Below are 17,258 nucleotides of genomic sequence, written 5' to 3' on the forward strand. Positions count from 1 at the left end.
TGGATTAAATCCGAGCACTTAATTTGCTATGCTCAGTTTAATCCGGCGAGGGTGGTTCAGTTTGCCCGGCTCATCCAGCCAATGCAAAGGACATACCGGCTACTCCAGCACCAATTATCGCAAGCCTATCACCCTTTTTTATTTTTCCAGTTTCAAACGCTGCATAGAATATGTTTAGCGCCCTTAATTGTTGGTTATACACCGTCATTCCAGGTTGAAATATACCTAATAATACATCCTCTGTTTTCGGAACGATGAATTGCTTTAAGTATTCTTCTAGCTCTGCTGTCTTCAATATTATTAAGTTAATCTCTAATAAAAAGGTTTAGATAAGCTGCAAACCCATTTTCTCATTTCTTTTCATGGTTGTTTACAAACATGCGTGTCTAAATATCAAACTCAATAAATATAACATTTTCTGTACATTTTTACTTACCTGTAAAGTCACAAAAAACATGTAAAAGTTTTAAACACAAGGTTCCTAAGAATTAATCTTTTGTAGAAACCAAAAGCTCCCGTATATCCACATCCAGAATTTGGGCAATTCTTTTGAGGTCTTTTAGATGTGGTTGAGATTTGTTATTGCAAATTGAAGTTATCGTATTTGGGTTTCGTTCCATTTTAACCGCCAATTCTTTTTGGCTCACCCCTTTTATAACAAGCACTTCTTTTATTCTATTTATTCTTTCAGCCATAGCCTAAAGCTAGGTATAATCAAGACTTTGAGCAATAAGGTGATTTTACAGATATAATCCAAAATAGTAAAAACATTGTTTTAAACAATATTAATATAATTTTAAAGTATAAAACTAATTTTCATTTTTATAATAAAAACCTATATTTATATAGTTTTCACCTGTATTAATATGTAAAAAATTAATAAAATAGTCCCAAAATGAGCTTAAAAGTAACTGACCTACATCCCCTACTCTCTTATATTGAAGAATGCCACGAAGGAGACCTTCTTTCTTTTTCTAACAGTTTGGACAAGGCTATTTTTATGTTCCACTTTCTTGTTAAGGATAACTTTACTGATTTTGAAAGGCAAAATTGCTGTCATGTTTTAATGGAACTTAAAGAGGCCGTTATGGAGATTTACCAAAAGAATAGCAAAAATGAATATTGATTATTGTAATTGTTAAACAACACTAGCTTTTATGATTCTCAGAATAATATGGGCTATTCCTCATCATCGATAGATGCTATCAATTTTAAACCAGAATTATCAATTTGAAATTCCATTATTTTGAAATCTGGGCTTGCAATATCCTCAGATTGAGGTAACTTCAATTCGAGATTTTTTAAATCCGAAAAGTCGGATTTTAAGTCCATTTTATTAAGCCCATCTGTAGCAAGTTTTGCCAATCCTTTCTCCAAACCTGGAGGAATATTATCAATTTCCAAATAAGTCATTGCAAAATTAATATCTAAAGGGAAATCTTCCTCATTTATGATTAAAGGAACTAGTTCAATAACAGTACTTTCAGCGAGTACAATAGTTCTAGTAAAAAATTTACTAAACCTTAACTTCACCCTAAAATTGCAGGAAATTGTATTATTTTCTGTAAAAGAAAAGCTCTCTAGCTTCTCCAATACTAGTTCTCCCTTCTTTTTATACTTGAGTTTAAGAGGTATTATTCTAGGGTGGGCAAGTACACTATCAATCAATTGTATTAAGAAGCTATCTTTTACATAAAATTCTGCATCAATGTTTTTAATTTCTGTAGACGGTGAATTTGGAGGTGAAGGAAAGTTAGTGGCATTTAATTCACTTAACCCTAACGGTAAATCAGAGAGGCCATCTAATTCTCTATCAATTTTAACTATAGATATTATTCCAAGAACAATGAATAGTGCTATAAGAATACTAATTATTATCTTCCTCATTTATTTTCGATTTTGCTTTTAGAATTAAATAATCATCGCTAACAAGTATGGCCATATCATCAGAGTCAATTTTAACCTCCTCATCAATCTGAAAGTCTAAAAGACTTGTAATATCGCTTTCAATCAAAGGTTCTTGAAACAATTCTTTCTGAACATACCAAGCAAGGGCTCTATCCATATCTGGAAATGAATGTTTCATATTAAAGAAGACCATTCTCTGCCCCATTTTTAATATTAATTTGTCACCCTCGCTAACGATGTATGGTAGTAATTGAATTTTAGCTGATTTAATAGTAGCTGAACCTGTCAAGTCTCCCTCATAAGATATTGTTCCGTTTTCAATTTGAAGTATCAGACTATTAATGTTTTGTTTGAAATCCAATGTTCCGCTTCTAAAAACAACATAGTTGTTAGGGTTTTTTGGAACTTTTTTACCGTCCACTTCCTTTGTGTCAAAGTAAAACTTCTGGTTCATGAACCTTTCTATTACCACCTTCGCATACCGTTTAGAAAGTCTGAGACGAATATCTTCAGTTTCCATCCCTAGTTTTGGATTATTCACAATTGGAGGAAACCCATTCACTCCTAGACCAAGATACGTAGCTAGATTCTCAGTAAAATCTCCTAAAAGTACTTTAGCCTCAAAATTTAGTTTTAGAACATCTATAATTGAATTTTCGACAGTTCTCATTGGCAACTCTGTTTTGCTATTAAAATCAGCAAATTCATCACCTAAACCTTGAGACCCTTTGACTTCAAATATTCCAAAGTTAACCCTCCATTTACCTTCCGGAGTTAGTAAATTAAGGGCATCACGCTGTATACCTCCAAATACTTTTTTTACAGAATTGAGATCATTTAATCCTTGTTCCCCTATTTCAACGAAGGATCCTCCAATGTCACCTTGAATTTTTAGACTTCTTCCCTGAAGTTTAAGACTTGTGTATAAACCCTTTTTTGTTAATTCTTCCATTTCCTTGTAAGCTTCATTTACAAATGGCGGCGTGTGTTTTTTAGTAGTCCCTTCAGGCAATGGCACAAGTGGGGCGATAGGGTTAATTTCGACTGGCCCAATTTTAATTGTGAATTGAGCATTGGTATTGGAAAAAGTAAGAACCAATAGTAATAAGACTAATTTTTTCATTTTTATATGTCCATTTGGTTAACTTAAAAGTAGAACAAGCATTATGGTAATGATATACCCTTAAATGGGTATTTTGTTTGGGGGAGTAAACTGTAGGAAGTCAATACTTTGAGGAGCCTCAATATAGAAAATGATTACCAAAATCTATTACACAAAAACCTTAGAAATTCTGGGGTTTTTATCCATTTCATGCACTTTTGCTCCCTACCCTACGGGTTTTTAGGCAAAAAAGCATTCCATTACCTTGTTAAAGAAGTTTTTGAGAAGAAATTTTTAGAAAGTGCAATACAAACTTTCGCTTTTACCAAAGCTCAAGTTACACCTGCCTGCCGGCAGGCAGGTAACGCAAGAACATTATAGTACAAATGCCTTTGTTCAGTTTTTAGCTGGTCTTGGTGTAATAATTGGATTTGTTTTAGCCTTCACTTGCTTTCTTATCAAATATTTCAATGCCTTTCTGGATGACTAAATTGGTAGGGATGGTCACTTTTCTACCATCGTCAGTTTTCATAAAAAGGTAAAAGGCGCTAATGTCTTCTACAACTCCGGTCCAGTCAAAATCAGCATCCAAAATCCGAATTCTGTCCCCTAGACGAAGCGGATGGCTAAAAAACAAGATGACACTGGCAGTTATGTTGGACAATATGGACCATTGCGCAAAAAAGCCGACTCCCAATATGGCAAGTACAGAAGCCATGAATACTGCAAAGTCCTCCAGTTGCACTCCCCAAATAATAAGCAAGATAGTGATGGAAATGAGGTAAATCACAAGATAGCTAAAATAGAACACTACCTTTCGACTATTGACATTTATGGCGGCCAATCTGCCAAAGCGTTTGATGGCACCTTTTACAATGGAAATAAGTAAGATTGTACCTGCAATCAATATGATGGTTACCAGTATTTCGGTCTGATAGTTGGCCATATTTTATTTTTTACCCGCAATTGAAGGTAGTACAAAAATCAATAGCATTTAACAGATTCCGACGGATTACTTTTTGAGCAGGTACTGCAAAAGTTGATAATATTCCCGAATGCAAAAAACAGAAACCGAAAACGACTAAAATTCACTTTTATGGATCCTTCAACTTTATAAATAATAGGATCATTAAAATATTATGGTGCCATTTATGGAGATATAGTAATTTAATTTTTGGCAAATGCCGGTACCACGGTTTCAAAAATGGGCTTCATAATTTTGTCATCATCCCTGTCAAAACCTGAAATGACCATGGTCAAATCCAATTCTTCCACAACGATAACACGCTGTCCACCGCCTCCCCAAGCCAAGGTCATATCATAGCTTTTGTTCCCAACCTGTACTGGAGTATAGTACCAAAAATATCCATAACCATAATTCTTGGGCATCCAATCTATGGCAGGTCTTACAATACCGCTGGTAGCTTTTTCTAGGTAGGCTGCAGAAATGAACTGCTCCCCATTCAATTTACCCCCGTTTTGCACCAAATGCCCAAACTTGAGCATGTCACGGGGCATAATACGGGCCTGCCATCCCGCTTGTGGCAAACCACTGGCATGATTGGACCATTGGTAATTGGTAATACCGAGTTTGTCAAGAAATTCTTCCTTAATAAAGTCCTCAACCGTACCGGGCACCACGGCGTCAATGACCGTCATGACCATCATGGGATTAAAATTGCCGTATAAATAGGTCTGGGTCTCCTTGGTTATGGGAGCACTACGTTCCAGAAGTGTCTGTACCAGCCCCTGCCCTTTCAAACGAACGGAATCGTTTTCTACCTCTTTCCATTTTTCGTTGTCGATGGTGAGTCCCCCCTGCATGGTCAATGCTTTATGAAGGGAGATTTTATCAGCTCCTGCTGTGAATTTTGTAGGGTCTAGGTCTTTCAAGAAATGAATCACGGGTTTGTCTAGATCCTCCATGCTTAAATATCCCAGCTCAATGGCCCTTCCCAACACCAAGCTGGTATACCCTTTTACCGCTGAGGCCTGTCCGTGTGGCAAATTGACACGCCCCTTTCTGTAATAGGATTCATAGACCAGTTTGTTCTTGTGTGAAATAAGCAATGCATCGTAATTTCCATAGGTACCCTTAAAAATCTCCTGAGATACCTTTAGGATTGCATTTTTATCAGCTTCAGAAATGTCCAACTTCCCTACCGCTATACCATCTTCCCTATCTTCCGGAGCTTGGGTAATATAGGGGTTGTTTAGGTGCGGAATGGACCAGAACGAGACCTCCTTGCTATCCCTTGAAATATGATTCATTGCAGATGACAACCAGGCAACACTGCGAACCGCCGTCATGGGGAAGGCCGTACCATGGTCACCATCTATTACTTCTTTATATACGGACAAACCGCCATCCCTTCTTTCATTTAATAGCTTAACGAACGCATCGATAGGTTCCACCACCGATTCTTCTTCTAAGGAGCCGTATGCAATAAAAACATTGGCATTTAGACTTGAATTTTTATTGGACGACTCATAGGGCCCAAACTTGGTGTTGAGGTCCTTTAAGTAATCCAGTTCACCTCTCACCGTTGGACTACCAATAATGTAATTGTTAAAGGTGTCAGGTTGACTTAGTAGTATATAGGCTCCAAATTCACCGCTCAGTGAGTATCCAAAATAGGTGCGACTGTTTGGGTCGGTGCGGTAGGTTTTATCAACATAGGAAATGACATCATTGCGAATAAAATCCAGATGATCATTGGCTTGGCCAAATTGATATTTGTTTTGAATTTCCGGATCGCTGTGTTTGGTCATGGAGTAATCACGAAACCTACTAACATGGTCTCCCCTTTCGTTTTTCAGGTCTTCATTGATATCCAATTGCCAGGAAATTCCAACCAGGATAATATCTTCCAACATGAATTCTGTAGCTCCGGACAGCATTTCGCGATGCCACACGGCATCTGTATAATACAGGACAGGATACTTTTTATCCGGGTTCTTGGCATAATCTTCTGGCAACTCTATATAAAGTTCATAGTTCCGTTCTGTTTTTGTGTCTTTTATAGGAACTACCTGGATCTGTGGTAATACCAAGGAAGCGCTCATTGATGCTGTTGCGGTTTCTTTTTTGCCATTCTTCTGGGCAAAGGCATTGTTTGCTAGCACAAGAAGAAGTGCTAGTAGCCCTTTGGTTATGCTTTTCATTGTTTTATTTGTTATATCTGAACGATAAAACTACCGTATAAACCCTGCCGGAAATTGGAAACAGGACAAGCCTATCGATTAAATGATGAAATCACTTCATCATTGATATAAGCGTTTTGCAAGAAATTATGAAGGTTTGTGTTTGAACGTGGTACTTTTGTCCTTAACCGTAAGAGTTTATGTTGCAAAAGTCTTTGAAGAATACCATCCTCATTAACCTGGGTGCCTTTGTATTGGTGCTCACCCTTGAGCTATTGGGTGGATGGATGCACATAGATAAATATGACTCGCTTTATGCCTTTTATTTATGGGGACTTAGTTATACTATAAGTATCATGACAGTGATCTGGATAAATCATTTTATCCTTATCCCCTATCTTTTTGATAAGAAAAAATATGTTTTATACGGATTCCTACTTATTGGAGCCATATTTCTTGGAGTGAGTATTAAAATATATCCAAAGTTCAACTGGATCGGTATTACTAAAATGTCTTCTTTTCTTATTTACACTACAGGTACTGGTATGGCCGCTTTCTTTTTAAGGAGAAGTGCACTCATACAAAGACAAAAGGAAGAAAAAGAAAAATTGCAAAGAGAACTGGAATTGAACTACCTAAAGGAACAGGTAAACCCCCACTTTTTATTCAATTCATTGAATAGCATTTATGCCCTTTCCAGACAGCAATCCACAGAAACTCCTGAGGTCGTGATGCAACTTTCGGAATTAATGAGATATCAATTGGAAAGTGCTAAAAAGGACTTTGTTTCGCTGAAAGAAGAGTTGGAGTTTATTGAGAATTATTTATTGCTAGAGGAAAAACGGTTGAGCAAACGGTGTGCCATTGAATTTTTAATTGAAGGAGAATTGTCAAATTATAAGATAGCACCAATGCTGTTAATACCGTTTGTTGAAAATGCGGTTAAACATGGGGCCCAAGCCACCAATGCACAGAGTACCATTGACGTGAATGTTTCCATAAAAAATTCCAGGCTTTATGTTCATGTTGTAAATTCAAAACACAATGTGGCAACCCAATCGACAAGAATGGGAACGGGACTCGAAAATGTAAAGCGGCGACTGAATTTATTATATCCCAATGCTCATGAATTAAAGATCAGTGATATGGAGGCGGCATATCAAGTAAATTTAACGATTGACCTAACAGAATAGTAGGAATGATGAAAATTGCCATTGTTGATGATGAACAATTAGCACGGGAAGTGCTGGAAGAGTATTGTTCCAAAATAAACAACTTTGAATTGGTCCTAAGTACCGGGAACCCGATTGAGTTCGTGAATTTTATTCAGCAACATAAAATCGACCTGGTTTTTTTGGATATTGAAATGCCGGAACTCAACGGCATGGGAATTTTACGTTCCATGATACAATCCCCTAAAGTGATTTTAACAACGGCATATTCCGAGTATGCCTTGGAAAGCTATGACTTTGGGGTGTTCGATTACCTATTGAAACCCATAAAACTTGAACGCTTTTTACAAGCCATAAACAAAGTTTCAACTTCAACAATAGCAGAACCCAAACCGAATAAGAAACAGGAAGAACTTCGGATAAAGCATGATGGGTTGCCGATTGCCCTTCCGTTGAAATCAATTAGCTACATTCAAAGTTTTGGGAATTATTTGAAAATTTTTACGGATGCCAGAATGTATCTTATCTCGGATACACTTATTAATATCACTACCCTGTTACCAGAAAATTTTCATCGTACGCATAAATCCTATATTGTCAATTTGGACAGAATTACAAAAGCTACCCGAACCCATTTACTGCTTGAGGATAAAAAGATTCCTGTGAGCGCTATGTACAAGGTGGTTGTTTTTGAAAAATTGAAAGGTTTGGCGAAGCCGTAAATACACCTCCCTACCCTCCTTCTTCGCTTTTCAAGCTTCGAAGGATTCGCTAGGTTCGGCAGAAACCGTATTTACTCGCATAGCTTTGTTTATAAATTGATTCCCTTGAACCCTAAAGGGATTCTTTACCTTTTTAAAGCGTACTAGTAATTGCATGCTTTAACCTCTTTATTAATTCATAAATTTCTTCCTCGGTGTACGTAGCAAAACCAATTCTAATTGCATTGTGCCCTAATTTGGCTGCATCATACTGCCGCCAATCTCCAATTTCCAATCTGTGTTTTCTTGCCGCTTCGGAAATGGTATCCCAAGAATGATCCGGATGCAACTTTGTCCAAACCGCCATACCGCCCTTTGGTATTTCAAACTGAAAAAAACCTCCTAATTCATCGTTTAAAAGTTTACAGAACAGATCACGTCGTTGCTGGTAAATTTTCATCACTTTACGAATGTGCCTATCCAAATCGCCAGACTTTATAAAGCTCGCGAAGGTCAATTCTAAAAGCGCATCGCCCTGTCTATCTACATAACCCCTTAATTTTGCGGCTTCATCCACAAACTCTTTGGAAGCAATTAAATACCCAACCCTGAAAACTGGGGCGACCGTTTTACAAACAGAACCAATGTAAATTACGTTACCGTTGGTGTCGTGACTTGCCAATGGTAGAATTGGAGCATGATTGTAATTAAAATCATAATCGTAATCATCTTCAATAATCGCAAAATTATAGTACTGTGCCAGGTTTAAAAGGTGGATTCTTCTTTTTGCAGAAAGCGTTACCGTGGTTGGATGGTGATGATGGGAGGTTACATATACCGCTTTTATCTGTTGTCGTTTACATAGTTTTTCAATGTCGTCGGTTACAAGGCCATTTTTATCTACCGAAACGCGTTCCAATTTTGCTTGTTGATTTAAAAAAGTGAAATCAGCGGACACGTAATTGGTATTACCGACCACTATAATATCTTCCTTTTGAAGCAAAAGTTTTGCCGACAACCAAATTCCCATTTGACTGCCACGGGTAATCAACACATTTTCCTTGGTAATGTTAAGCCCCCTGGTCGAATTCAAATATTCCACCAACACATTTCGTAAGGTCTCATTACCATAGGTAGAACCATAGGACAAATGTTCGTATATACTTTTTTTAGAAGAAACACTTCTGTACGTCCTTGCAATTTCATCAATGGGAGTTAATCTGGTATCCGAAATGCCATCATTCAGGTACATAAAGTCTTCCCGCTTTTCTGTGGGTATTTTTGGTAGGATACTGGTCTTATAAAAAGAAAAATCAGCATTCTTATTTACACCAAATGCTTCATCATCATTTAATTTTTGCTGATGTAGCACAGGTAAATTACGATGTACATAAGTTCCCTTTTTAGGAATACTCTCAATCCAACCCTGAAGCAATAACTCTTCATAACAAGCCACTATTGTTTTCCTGTGCACGTTTAACTGCTCTGCCAATGTTCTGCTTCCAGGAAGTCTGGTATTGGGAGCTAACTTTTGGCTTTTGATCAATTGAATAATTTGATTGGACAATTGAAGATACAGCGCCTGATTGCTTTTTCTATCAAATTGAATACTGGTTTTAAATGGAAACATCTGGACTATTAATTATATCCATTCTGGACGATTATGACAGTCCACAAATATATTACTTTCGAGCTATAATATCATAAAAACACTAAAATGAAACCTTACAGGTGACTTTGATGTACTTATAGTTTTTGAGGCAATTAATAAATATAATATGTTAGAAATAAGACCCAATTGCGAGCACTGCAATAAAGATTTGCCAAACACCTCGACCGAGGCAATGATTTGCTCCTATGAATGCACTTATTGTAGCACCTGCGCTATGGAAATATTTGAAAATGTATGTCCCAGTTGTTCAGGAAATTTTGTTCCACGCCCCATAAGGCCACAAAAAGAAATTGAGCAATATCCTGCTTCCATCAAACCCATATTCAAACCTAAAGATTTAAAGAAAGCTAGGATTAAAATAGCTCGATATAAAAGCATTCCTCCAGAAAAAAGATGAGTCCATTAATAATTGATACCATAGGTTATGCAGCATTGGTTATTAATCTGTATTCAATGTCCACAAAGGGCGAATACAAACTGCGATTGATTTCACTGATAGCAAACATAGGCTACATTATCTATGGTTTATTAATTAGTGCCGCGCCAATAATAATAGGGTGCACCATAGCAGTGTTTTTGCACGGCTTTCACTTAAGAAGATTACAAATAAAAAAACAGCAATGATCAAAATAAAAACAGCTAACGAGGCAGATCTTGACATATTGGCCCTTTTGGGAAGAGTAACATACGCTGAATCACACGGTCATTTTATTGATAATAAAAACGACTTGTCGGCCTATCTCGATGAAGCTTTTTCAGTCGAAAAAACCAAACGGGAAATTAACAATCTGAAGCATCTGTACTATATCATTTATGTTAATGACCTACCCGTTGGTTATGCCAAATTGGTAGTAAACGCATTTCACAAAAATGTGGTCTCACAAAACAATTGTCGATTGGAAAGAATCTACATTTTGAATGACTTCATACCCTTAAAAATTGGACAACACTTTCTAAATTTTATTGAAAAGAAAGCCAGAGCTCTGCAATTGGATACGATGTGGCTTTCAGTTTACATAAAAAACAATAGGGCCATCAGATTCTATCATAGAAATGAATTTAAGAACGTTGGAGAATTAAATTATCTAGTCAACGGTAAAGGTTATGAAAATGCCGTTTTGTCAAAAGAGTTATAAGCATGAAAGAATATCCAAAATCTAAACTAAACAGGGTAAAACGCGGTCATAACAGAGCCACTTATGATGTTGAAATTATAAACGCCATTTTAGATGCTGGTTTTATAGGCTATGTAAGCTACATGTATAAAAACAGGGCAATTTCATTACCCATGGGGTATGGGAGAAAGGACAACAAAATTTATTTACACGGTTCCCAAGCCAACAGAATGTTGCTGGCATTATTGGAGGCCAAAGAAATGAGCCTAACGGTAATGCATTTAGATGCTTTGGTTCTGGCACGATCTGGTTTGCACCATTCTGTAAATTATCGCTCTGCAACCCTATTTGGTTCAACAAGGAGAATTGAAGATGCAACGGAAAAAGAAGCAGCGCTGTTCTGTGTTATGGAACAAATGATGAAAGGACGTTGGGACGAGATTAGGCCAATGGACCAAGAAGAATTGGACAGAACCATGGTGGTAGAAATGACTATTGAGACAGCATCAGCAAAAATAAGGGATGTAGGTGTTGCGGACGAACCAGCAGATTACGATTTAGATGTTTGGGCCGGTTTGGTACCTTTAAAGCAAATAGCGGAATACCCAATTGCTGACAAAGGTTTACCCCAGCAAATGGAAATTCCTAAACATGTATTGGAATATTATCAGCAAAATCAATGAACTATCACAACAAACGGTTTAGAGTAGTTGAGAGCACAGCAAATGCAGAAACGACCGAAGAAACCATATTCGCATACCAGCAAACAGAAAATATTATAACATCTGAATATAAAGGTGGAAATATCTTAAAAGGGCATTTAATCGGATTAGTAGACAAAGATGGATCTATCGATATGCGTTATCATCAAGTCAACCTGGAAGGGGAACTAATGACAGGAATCTGTCATTCAACCCCTGAATTGAACAAAAACGGAAAAATAAGACTTCATGAACGGTGGAAATGGACCTCAGGAGATATGTCCAGTGGAAAATCTATTCTTGAAGAGTTATAGAGAAAGCCAGTTAAAGAATCTTGAAAACACTAATTGTGTACATTTTAAATTGCCATCCTTGATTTGGGAAGCTTTGAATACATTTTAATTAATCACTTACAGTCCTATAGTGAATTCCCAACTCGGTCATGGAACTTTACCTACTTGGACTCAATCAACCCTAAAATGGACTCAAAAAACTCTTCATTGTATCCTTCAAATATACCAATGATTATGCCATTAGGGTCAATAAGAAAGGATTTTGGCAACGCCTGAACACTGTACAATTTGACAATACTATCATTCTTGTTTCCTTGTGCTGAAAGGTTCGTCCAGCGGATACCATCTTCTTTAGAAGCAGCTTCCCAAACCCTTTGATCCTTATCAATCGAAAAACTTACAAGCCTCAAATTTTCTGGGATAGTTTCGAAATTTGTATTGAAAAATCTGTTTTCCAGGCGGCAAGGTTTGCAACTTCTGCTCCAGAAACTCAAATATATATGGCTTCCTTTAAGTGATGATAGCTCAATAGACTCACCTTCCAGCGTAATTCCTTCAAAATCAGCGAACAAGTCTCCTTTTTTTAATTCAACTTCTTTTCCATTAACATATTCAGCCAATGCCAAGGCATCTGGCACCTTTGAATATGGTACATCCAGATTGGCCAACACCTTTTCTAAAGTACTTTTGGATATCGATTTTCTGTTTCTAAACAATAGATTCAAGGTGAAATAAGAATTGGGATTTTTAACAATAAAGTCTTTCATAACTTCCTTGGACTTGGCGACATTTTTTTCATATCTGGCGATTAGTTCTTTTTTGTGATCTTCATCCATGTAAAGCTCTTTGGAAAGGCTATCACCAACTTTCAAATACCGAGTATCATATTCTCCGGTTAGCCCCCACAGTCTATTTTTAAGACCCTGTTCAGGTCCGCCTTGGACTTTTCGCTGAAAATAGATGTCGGCATAGGTTGACTCAAAGGTTATCCTGGTATTTTCCACAATAAGATCCGCATACTTGTTCTGGTTGGGTATTATCAAGACACAGTGCGTAGGGTGGTCTATTTTTCCTTCCATTACAAATTCATCATTCTTAACAATCGCAGAATCAATATTCGATTGAAGTTCCATATTGAATAAGTAGATCTTTGTATCACTAGGAGTTCCCTCAATATGCCCGACTATATTATACCCTTTGGATTCTTTTTTTTTCTTGCAACTAAATGCAGCGAGCATGAAGAAAACTAACAATTTTACGATGAGAATCCTACCCTTTGCCATAGTGCTTTGATTTAGAGACCTGACTTTTACCTGTTATAATGGATTAAGTTGGCAATCAGGTTTTTACCAACCTTCCCGCATTAAGGACGGTTCAATAAAGACAATGTGACATTTATTCAAGATCAAAATTCAAGTGAACTTGGTCATATTTGATCGTTTCCAGGTTAATATTAGGATGGTAATAATGGAAAAGTGACCCCGATAATCTATCTTTTTTAGATGCTTTATCGGTGGTTCTCGAAAGACCAAATTGCTGTCATATCTTAATGGAACCCAGGAAGCGGTTATGGAGATTTACGTAAACCATAAAAAGAGCAATTAGCTCAGATACCCATTTAAAACTTAGTTGGTACGCTGGTAGGTTACCCTAGAACATTTGTCCGCGAGTAGTAAAATGTAGGAGGATTATGGTACAAATACTTGCTGCAACATTGAGCATAAATCATTGCAATTTTTTACTACCTTAAAACCTTAAAACCAACCGAACCATGGACACAAAAACCGAAAATCAAGTCAACCCTTCCAAAATAATGCAAATTGGAATGGGTTTTTGGGCGTCAAAAACCTTGCTTACAGCTGTTAAGATGGAGCTGTTCACCCATCTCGCAAACGGATCATTATCAGGGCAGCAAATCAAAGATAAACTGGGACTGCATGAAAGGTCCTTGTTTGATTTTCTGGACACCCTGGTGGCCCTGGGTTTTTTGCATCGTTCTGGATTAAAGGAGACTGCCTTATATGGTAATTCAGAGGATTCGGACTTATTTTTGGACAAGAACAAGCCCACTTATATTGGAGGCATTTTGGAGATGTCCAACAACAGGCTTTACCCTTTTTGGAACGATCTGGAAACGTGCTTAAAGACCGGCAAACCGCAAAATGAGACCAAGGACGGTGGCAAACCACTGTTTGAGGCCATTTATGCAAACGAAGATAGGCTTAGAGAGTTCATACACGGTATGGGAGGTGTCCAGGCTGGGAATTTTGCCAAGTTGGCCCATGATTTTGATTTTTCAAAATACAATACCCTTTGTGATGTTGGGGGCTCGGGTGCCAATCTTTCCATCCATGTTGCCAGAAACAACGACCATATAAAATGCGTTTCGTTTGACCTTCCCCCCGTTGGTCCAATTGCCCAAGAAAATGTTGAAACTTTCGGGTTGAATGATAGAATTGAGATTAGGTCAGGAGATTTTTTTGTTGATGAATTACCACGGGCAGACGTAATCACTATGGGGAACATTCTTCATGACTGGGGTTACGAGGACAAAGTGATGCTGATAAAAAAAGCCTACAATGCTTTACCTAAAGGTGGAGCGCTCATAGTTATTGAAAATATTATTGATGACCAAAGAAACAGGAACGCGTTTGGTTTGATGATGTCATTGAACATGGCCATAGAAACCGATAAAGGGTTTGACTTTACAGCTACCGACTTTGACCGATGGGCCAAGGAGGTAGGGTTTGGCCAAACGAGCGTAATGCCTTTGACGGGGCCATCAAGTGCCGTTATTGCCATCAAGTAGATGCTCGCCAACCCTAATGGGTTTCATTACCTTTTTTGAGAATATTTCTGGAAATTTTCAGGGAATGCCACACAGGCTTTCGCTTTACTTTATGCCTTTGTTTAGATAAATGGTAAGGAATTCTGTATTTTATCCCCAAGGTTGTGAAAAAACGAAAAACAATGAGTCAAAGATGAAGACCAAGCATCTTATTTTCATTTTAATCTGGTCTTTGAGTACATTTTCTTTATCTGGGCAAGGTTCCATGGAGATGGAAACGGATACTTTGGAGAAAAGAGACCTGTCCGGTAATCAACCCTCATTGGCCAAAAAAATGATTTTTCCGATGGCATTGACCGGGACGGCTTTGCTAATAAACAATAGTACCTATGAAAAGGAGCTTCAACCTAGAATAAATAAAAATCTATCCACCAATATTGATGATTATACCAGGTTTGCGCCAATCGCTGGAATGTACTTGGCTGATGGTTTGGGCGTGCAAGCTGAAAACCATTGGTTTGATCAGACAAAAAACGCTGCTTTCTCCTTGCTGTTCACCCAATTGATTACCACTGGATTAAAGGTAAACATAGATAAAGAACGTCCTAACGGGGCAAACAACGAAGCTCTTCCTTCCGGACATACCTCCTTAGCTTTTGCAAGCGCCACCGTATTCTATGAAGAGTTTAAAAACACAGAGCCACTATTGGCTTATTCTGGATATACTTTTGCACTGGCCACAGCCTATCTACGAATGGCCAAGAACAAACATTGGTTCTCAGATGTAATACTGGGTTCAGCGGTTGGCATGGCAATAACCAAACTCGTATACCATTTGGACCATCTTTTTGCTTGGAATCCCTTTTTGAAATCGGAAAGATTTGTATTCACGCCCAGCTTCGGTAGCGGGAGAAGTGGCTTCTATTTGGCTATAAGATTTTGATGCCTTGCTGGCTAATTCTGGACTTCACCAGTACTTTCAAAATGGTATTCGCATTTAGACGGATGGACGCCCCTAACCACCTACTGCTCAGGCACCAAACGGATAAGCCTGCCAGGACCCTCAACCACAACATACAGATAACCATCTGTGCCCATTTCTGCATCCCGTACCCTTCCTATACCTTCCAATAAGTTTTCATGGCCAACCACTTCGTTGCCATTCATTCGTAAACGATGGAGGTATTCAAATTTGAGCGAAGCGACGAACAGGTCATTTTTCCAATTTCCATAAAAATCGCTGGACACAAATGTCATTCCGCAAGGAGCAATGGATGGAGTCCAGTAATATATGGGTTGTTCCATGCCAGCTAACTCAGTAAGGTCAGTGAATGTGGTGCCATCATAATTGATACCATATGAAATAACTGGCCAACCATTGTTTTCTCCCGCTTCCAAAATATTGATTTCATCTCCTCCCTGGGGGCCATGCTCTCCTTCCCAAATCTCTCCAGTATCTGGGTGCAAGGTCATCCCCTGGGGATTTCGTGTTCCGTAGGTGAATATAGAAGTGACCGCACCGGAGGTATTATAAAAAGGGTTGTCCGTTGGGATTTGACCGTCGTCATGGATGCGGTGTATTTTTCCATGGGCATTGTCCAATTCTTGGGGGTAGGCATCCCTATTTCCTCGATCACCAACAGAAACATATAGGTAACCATTGTTATCAAATACCAATCTTGAGCCATAATGATGGGAACTATTGAGATATGGAAGTGCTGTAAATATGTTCTCTACGTCCATCAAGCTGCTACCTTCTAGCCTGCCTCTTGCCACTGCAGTGGTCCGCTCGGAGGCATTAGATGGGTTAATTCGTGAATAGGACAGATACACCAAGGCATTGTTTTCAAAATCGGGGTGTATAATCACATCCAACATTCCACCCTGCCCTTGCGAAGCAACAGCTGGGACACCACTTATTTCTATCAATTGCTTATCATTATTTACCAAATAAAGTCCTCCCCCGCGTTCGGTCACCAATATTTCTCCATTGGGCAATTGCTCAATGCCCCAAGGAATACCAGGAATCTCGTCGGTTAAGGTTTCCAGTCGAAAAGTTAGGTCATCGGAAGAAATCAAACCGGACAAATCGGGGTTCTCCTCCTCCAACATCGCTTTTGTTTTTCCATCGATTTCGGTAAGGATGTAGCTGGTCAAATCCTCAATTTGTTGTGCACTTAGCGCAGATCCGTATGCTGGCATACCATTGTCCGCATACCCATCTGTTATGGATTCTATAACATCTTCCGAAGCATTGCCATAGGTCCAATCCCGTTCCACAAATGAACCCAGGTCTTGCCCATGGCATCCTCCACATTGATTTAGATAAATAAGGGCAACATCTCCCTCAATTACTTCATCGTCTGTATCATTATTTTCTTCTTCGGGCAATACGGGTTCCAATGAATTGTTACAACTCAACAGCATCGACATAAAAAGCAATAACACCAATTTCGTTGATGTTGTAAAGCATTTGTAAGTGAACCTTAATTTGAAAGTTGGGTCAGCAAAGGGATTTGAGGTGATTGGGGCCATAATTATCCATTTAAATGGGGTGATGAAAATTTATAGCTTGAATTACCAAAGACAGGGCTAATTTATAGTGTCCTAGTAATTAGCGCATTAACGTTACATTATATGTAACGTCATTAATGACAATAAA

Annotated in this window: 18 protein-coding genes; 9 read left to right on the forward strand and 9 right to left on the reverse strand. The window is 38.2% G+C overall.

All coding sequences use genetic code 11. The features are described from left to right. Nucleotides 1-70: 70 nt before the first annotated feature. On the reverse strand, nucleotides 71-295 hold the full coding sequence (locus tag ACRHOZ_RS19140) for a hypothetical protein (protein ID WP_431129249.1): 225 nt from the start codon (nucleotides 293-295) through the stop codon (nucleotides 71-73). Between the two features lie 193 nt (nucleotides 296-488). Further along, on the reverse strand, nucleotides 489-695 hold the full coding sequence (locus tag ACRHOZ_RS19145; protein ID WP_431129252.1) for a helix-turn-helix transcriptional regulator: 207 nt from the start codon (nucleotides 693-695) through the stop codon (nucleotides 489-491). A gap of 200 nt (nucleotides 696-895) precedes the next feature. Between ACRHOZ_RS19145 and ACRHOZ_RS19150 the strand changes: the two genes are divergently transcribed. Continuing rightward, nucleotides 896-1,126, forward strand: a complete 231-nt coding sequence (locus ACRHOZ_RS19150; protein ID WP_431129255.1) for a hypothetical protein — start codon at nucleotides 896-898, stop codon at nucleotides 1,124-1,126. A gap of 53 nt (nucleotides 1,127-1,179) precedes the next feature. Here the strand turns inward: ACRHOZ_RS19150 and ACRHOZ_RS19155 are convergent, their stop codons facing one another. The 4 genes from ACRHOZ_RS19155 to ACRHOZ_RS19170 form a co-directional block, all read right to left on the reverse strand. Beyond that, the gene (locus ACRHOZ_RS19155) at nucleotides 1,180-1,887 is read right to left on the reverse strand and encodes a hypothetical protein (RefSeq protein ID WP_431129258.1); all 708 of its coding nucleotides are present in this window, start codon (nucleotides 1,885-1,887) and stop codon (nucleotides 1,180-1,182) included. After that, the gene (locus ACRHOZ_RS19160; protein ID WP_431129261.1) at nucleotides 1,868-3,031 is read right to left on the reverse strand and encodes a hypothetical protein; all 1,164 of its coding nucleotides are present in this window, start codon (nucleotides 3,029-3,031) and stop codon (nucleotides 1,868-1,870) included. The genes ACRHOZ_RS19155 and ACRHOZ_RS19160 overlap by 20 nt, the downstream gene beginning before the upstream one ends. Before the next feature lie 415 nt (nucleotides 3,032-3,446). Continuing rightward, nucleotides 3,447-3,956: a mechanosensitive ion channel domain-containing protein gene (locus ACRHOZ_RS19165; RefSeq protein ID WP_431129264.1), complete on the reverse strand. Its 510-nt coding sequence runs from the start codon at nucleotides 3,954-3,956 to the stop codon at nucleotides 3,447-3,449. Between the two features lie 221 nt (nucleotides 3,957-4,177). Continuing rightward, nucleotides 4,178-6,175: a serine hydrolase gene (locus tag ACRHOZ_RS19170; protein WP_431129267.1), complete on the reverse strand. Its 1,998-nt coding sequence runs from the start codon at nucleotides 6,173-6,175 to the stop codon at nucleotides 4,178-4,180. A 179-nt stretch (nucleotides 6,176-6,354) separates the two neighbouring features. On the opposite strand from ACRHOZ_RS19170, the gene ACRHOZ_RS19175 reads away from it, so the two are divergent. Together ACRHOZ_RS19175 and ACRHOZ_RS19180 are read left to right on the forward strand one after the other, a co-directional pair. Beyond that, nucleotides 6,355-7,347, forward strand: coding sequence for a sensor histidine kinase (locus tag ACRHOZ_RS19175; RefSeq protein WP_431129270.1), 993 nt, complete (start codon nucleotides 6,355-6,357; stop codon nucleotides 7,345-7,347). A 5-nt stretch (nucleotides 7,348-7,352) separates the two neighbouring features. After that, nucleotides 7,353-8,048, forward strand: coding sequence for a LytR/AlgR family response regulator transcription factor (locus tag ACRHOZ_RS19180; RefSeq protein WP_431129273.1), 696 nt, complete (start codon nucleotides 7,353-7,355; stop codon nucleotides 8,046-8,048). 133 nt (nucleotides 8,049-8,181) lie between these two features. Here the strand turns inward: ACRHOZ_RS19180 and ACRHOZ_RS19185 are convergent, their stop codons facing one another. Further along, nucleotides 8,182-9,657, reverse strand: a complete 1,476-nt coding sequence (locus ACRHOZ_RS19185; protein WP_431129276.1) for a PLP-dependent aminotransferase family protein — start codon at nucleotides 9,655-9,657, stop codon at nucleotides 8,182-8,184. A gap of 148 nt (nucleotides 9,658-9,805) precedes the next feature. Here ACRHOZ_RS19185 and ACRHOZ_RS19190 point away from each other — a divergent pair, with 148 nt between their 5' ends. From ACRHOZ_RS19190 to ACRHOZ_RS19205, 4 genes are all read left to right on the forward strand, one after another. Beyond that, the gene (locus ACRHOZ_RS19190) at nucleotides 9,806-10,096 is read left to right on the forward strand and encodes a DUF1272 domain-containing protein (RefSeq protein WP_431129279.1); all 291 of its coding nucleotides are present in this window, start codon (nucleotides 9,806-9,808) and stop codon (nucleotides 10,094-10,096) included. 223 nt (nucleotides 10,097-10,319) lie between these two features. Next, on the forward strand, nucleotides 10,320-10,835 hold the full coding sequence (locus ACRHOZ_RS19195) for a GNAT family N-acetyltransferase (protein WP_431129281.1): 516 nt from the start codon (nucleotides 10,320-10,322) through the stop codon (nucleotides 10,833-10,835). A gap of 2 nt (nucleotides 10,836-10,837) precedes the next feature. Next, nucleotides 10,838-11,497, forward strand: a complete 660-nt coding sequence (locus ACRHOZ_RS19200) for a pyridoxamine 5'-phosphate oxidase family protein (protein ID WP_431129285.1) — start codon at nucleotides 10,838-10,840, stop codon at nucleotides 11,495-11,497. Beyond that, nucleotides 11,494-11,829, forward strand: a complete 336-nt coding sequence (locus ACRHOZ_RS19205; RefSeq protein ID WP_431129288.1) for a n-acetylglutamate synthase — start codon at nucleotides 11,494-11,496, stop codon at nucleotides 11,827-11,829. Before ACRHOZ_RS19200 ends, ACRHOZ_RS19205 begins: the two co-directional genes overlap by 4 nt. A 140-nt stretch (nucleotides 11,830-11,969) precedes the next feature. Here the strand turns inward: ACRHOZ_RS19205 and ACRHOZ_RS19210 are convergent, their stop codons facing one another. Continuing rightward, on the reverse strand, nucleotides 11,970-13,091 hold the full coding sequence (locus tag ACRHOZ_RS19210; protein WP_431129291.1) for a DUF4369 domain-containing protein: 1,122 nt from the start codon (nucleotides 13,089-13,091) through the stop codon (nucleotides 11,970-11,972). 488 nt (nucleotides 13,092-13,579) lie between these two features. On the opposite strand from ACRHOZ_RS19210, the gene ACRHOZ_RS19215 reads away from it, so the two are divergent. Together ACRHOZ_RS19215 and ACRHOZ_RS19220 are read left to right on the forward strand one after the other, a co-directional pair. Further along, nucleotides 13,580-14,617, forward strand: a complete 1,038-nt coding sequence (locus ACRHOZ_RS19215) for a methyltransferase (protein WP_431129294.1) — start codon at nucleotides 13,580-13,582, stop codon at nucleotides 14,615-14,617. 172 nt (nucleotides 14,618-14,789) lie between these two features. Continuing rightward, on the forward strand, nucleotides 14,790-15,539 hold the full coding sequence (locus tag ACRHOZ_RS19220) for a phosphatase PAP2 family protein (protein ID WP_431129297.1): 750 nt from the start codon (nucleotides 14,790-14,792) through the stop codon (nucleotides 15,537-15,539). An 80-nt stretch (nucleotides 15,540-15,619) separates the two neighbouring features. Here the strand turns inward: ACRHOZ_RS19220 and ACRHOZ_RS19225 are convergent, their stop codons facing one another. Continuing rightward, nucleotides 15,620-17,017, reverse strand: a complete 1,398-nt coding sequence (locus tag ACRHOZ_RS19225; RefSeq protein WP_431129300.1) for a PQQ-dependent sugar dehydrogenase — start codon at nucleotides 17,015-17,017, stop codon at nucleotides 15,620-15,622. Nucleotides 17,018-17,258 lie beyond the last annotated feature (241 nt).

Source organism: Flagellimonas flava (assembly GCF_050617915.1).
GTDB lineage: Bacteria > Bacteroidota > Bacteroidia > Flavobacteriales > Flavobacteriaceae > Flagellimonas > Flagellimonas flava_A.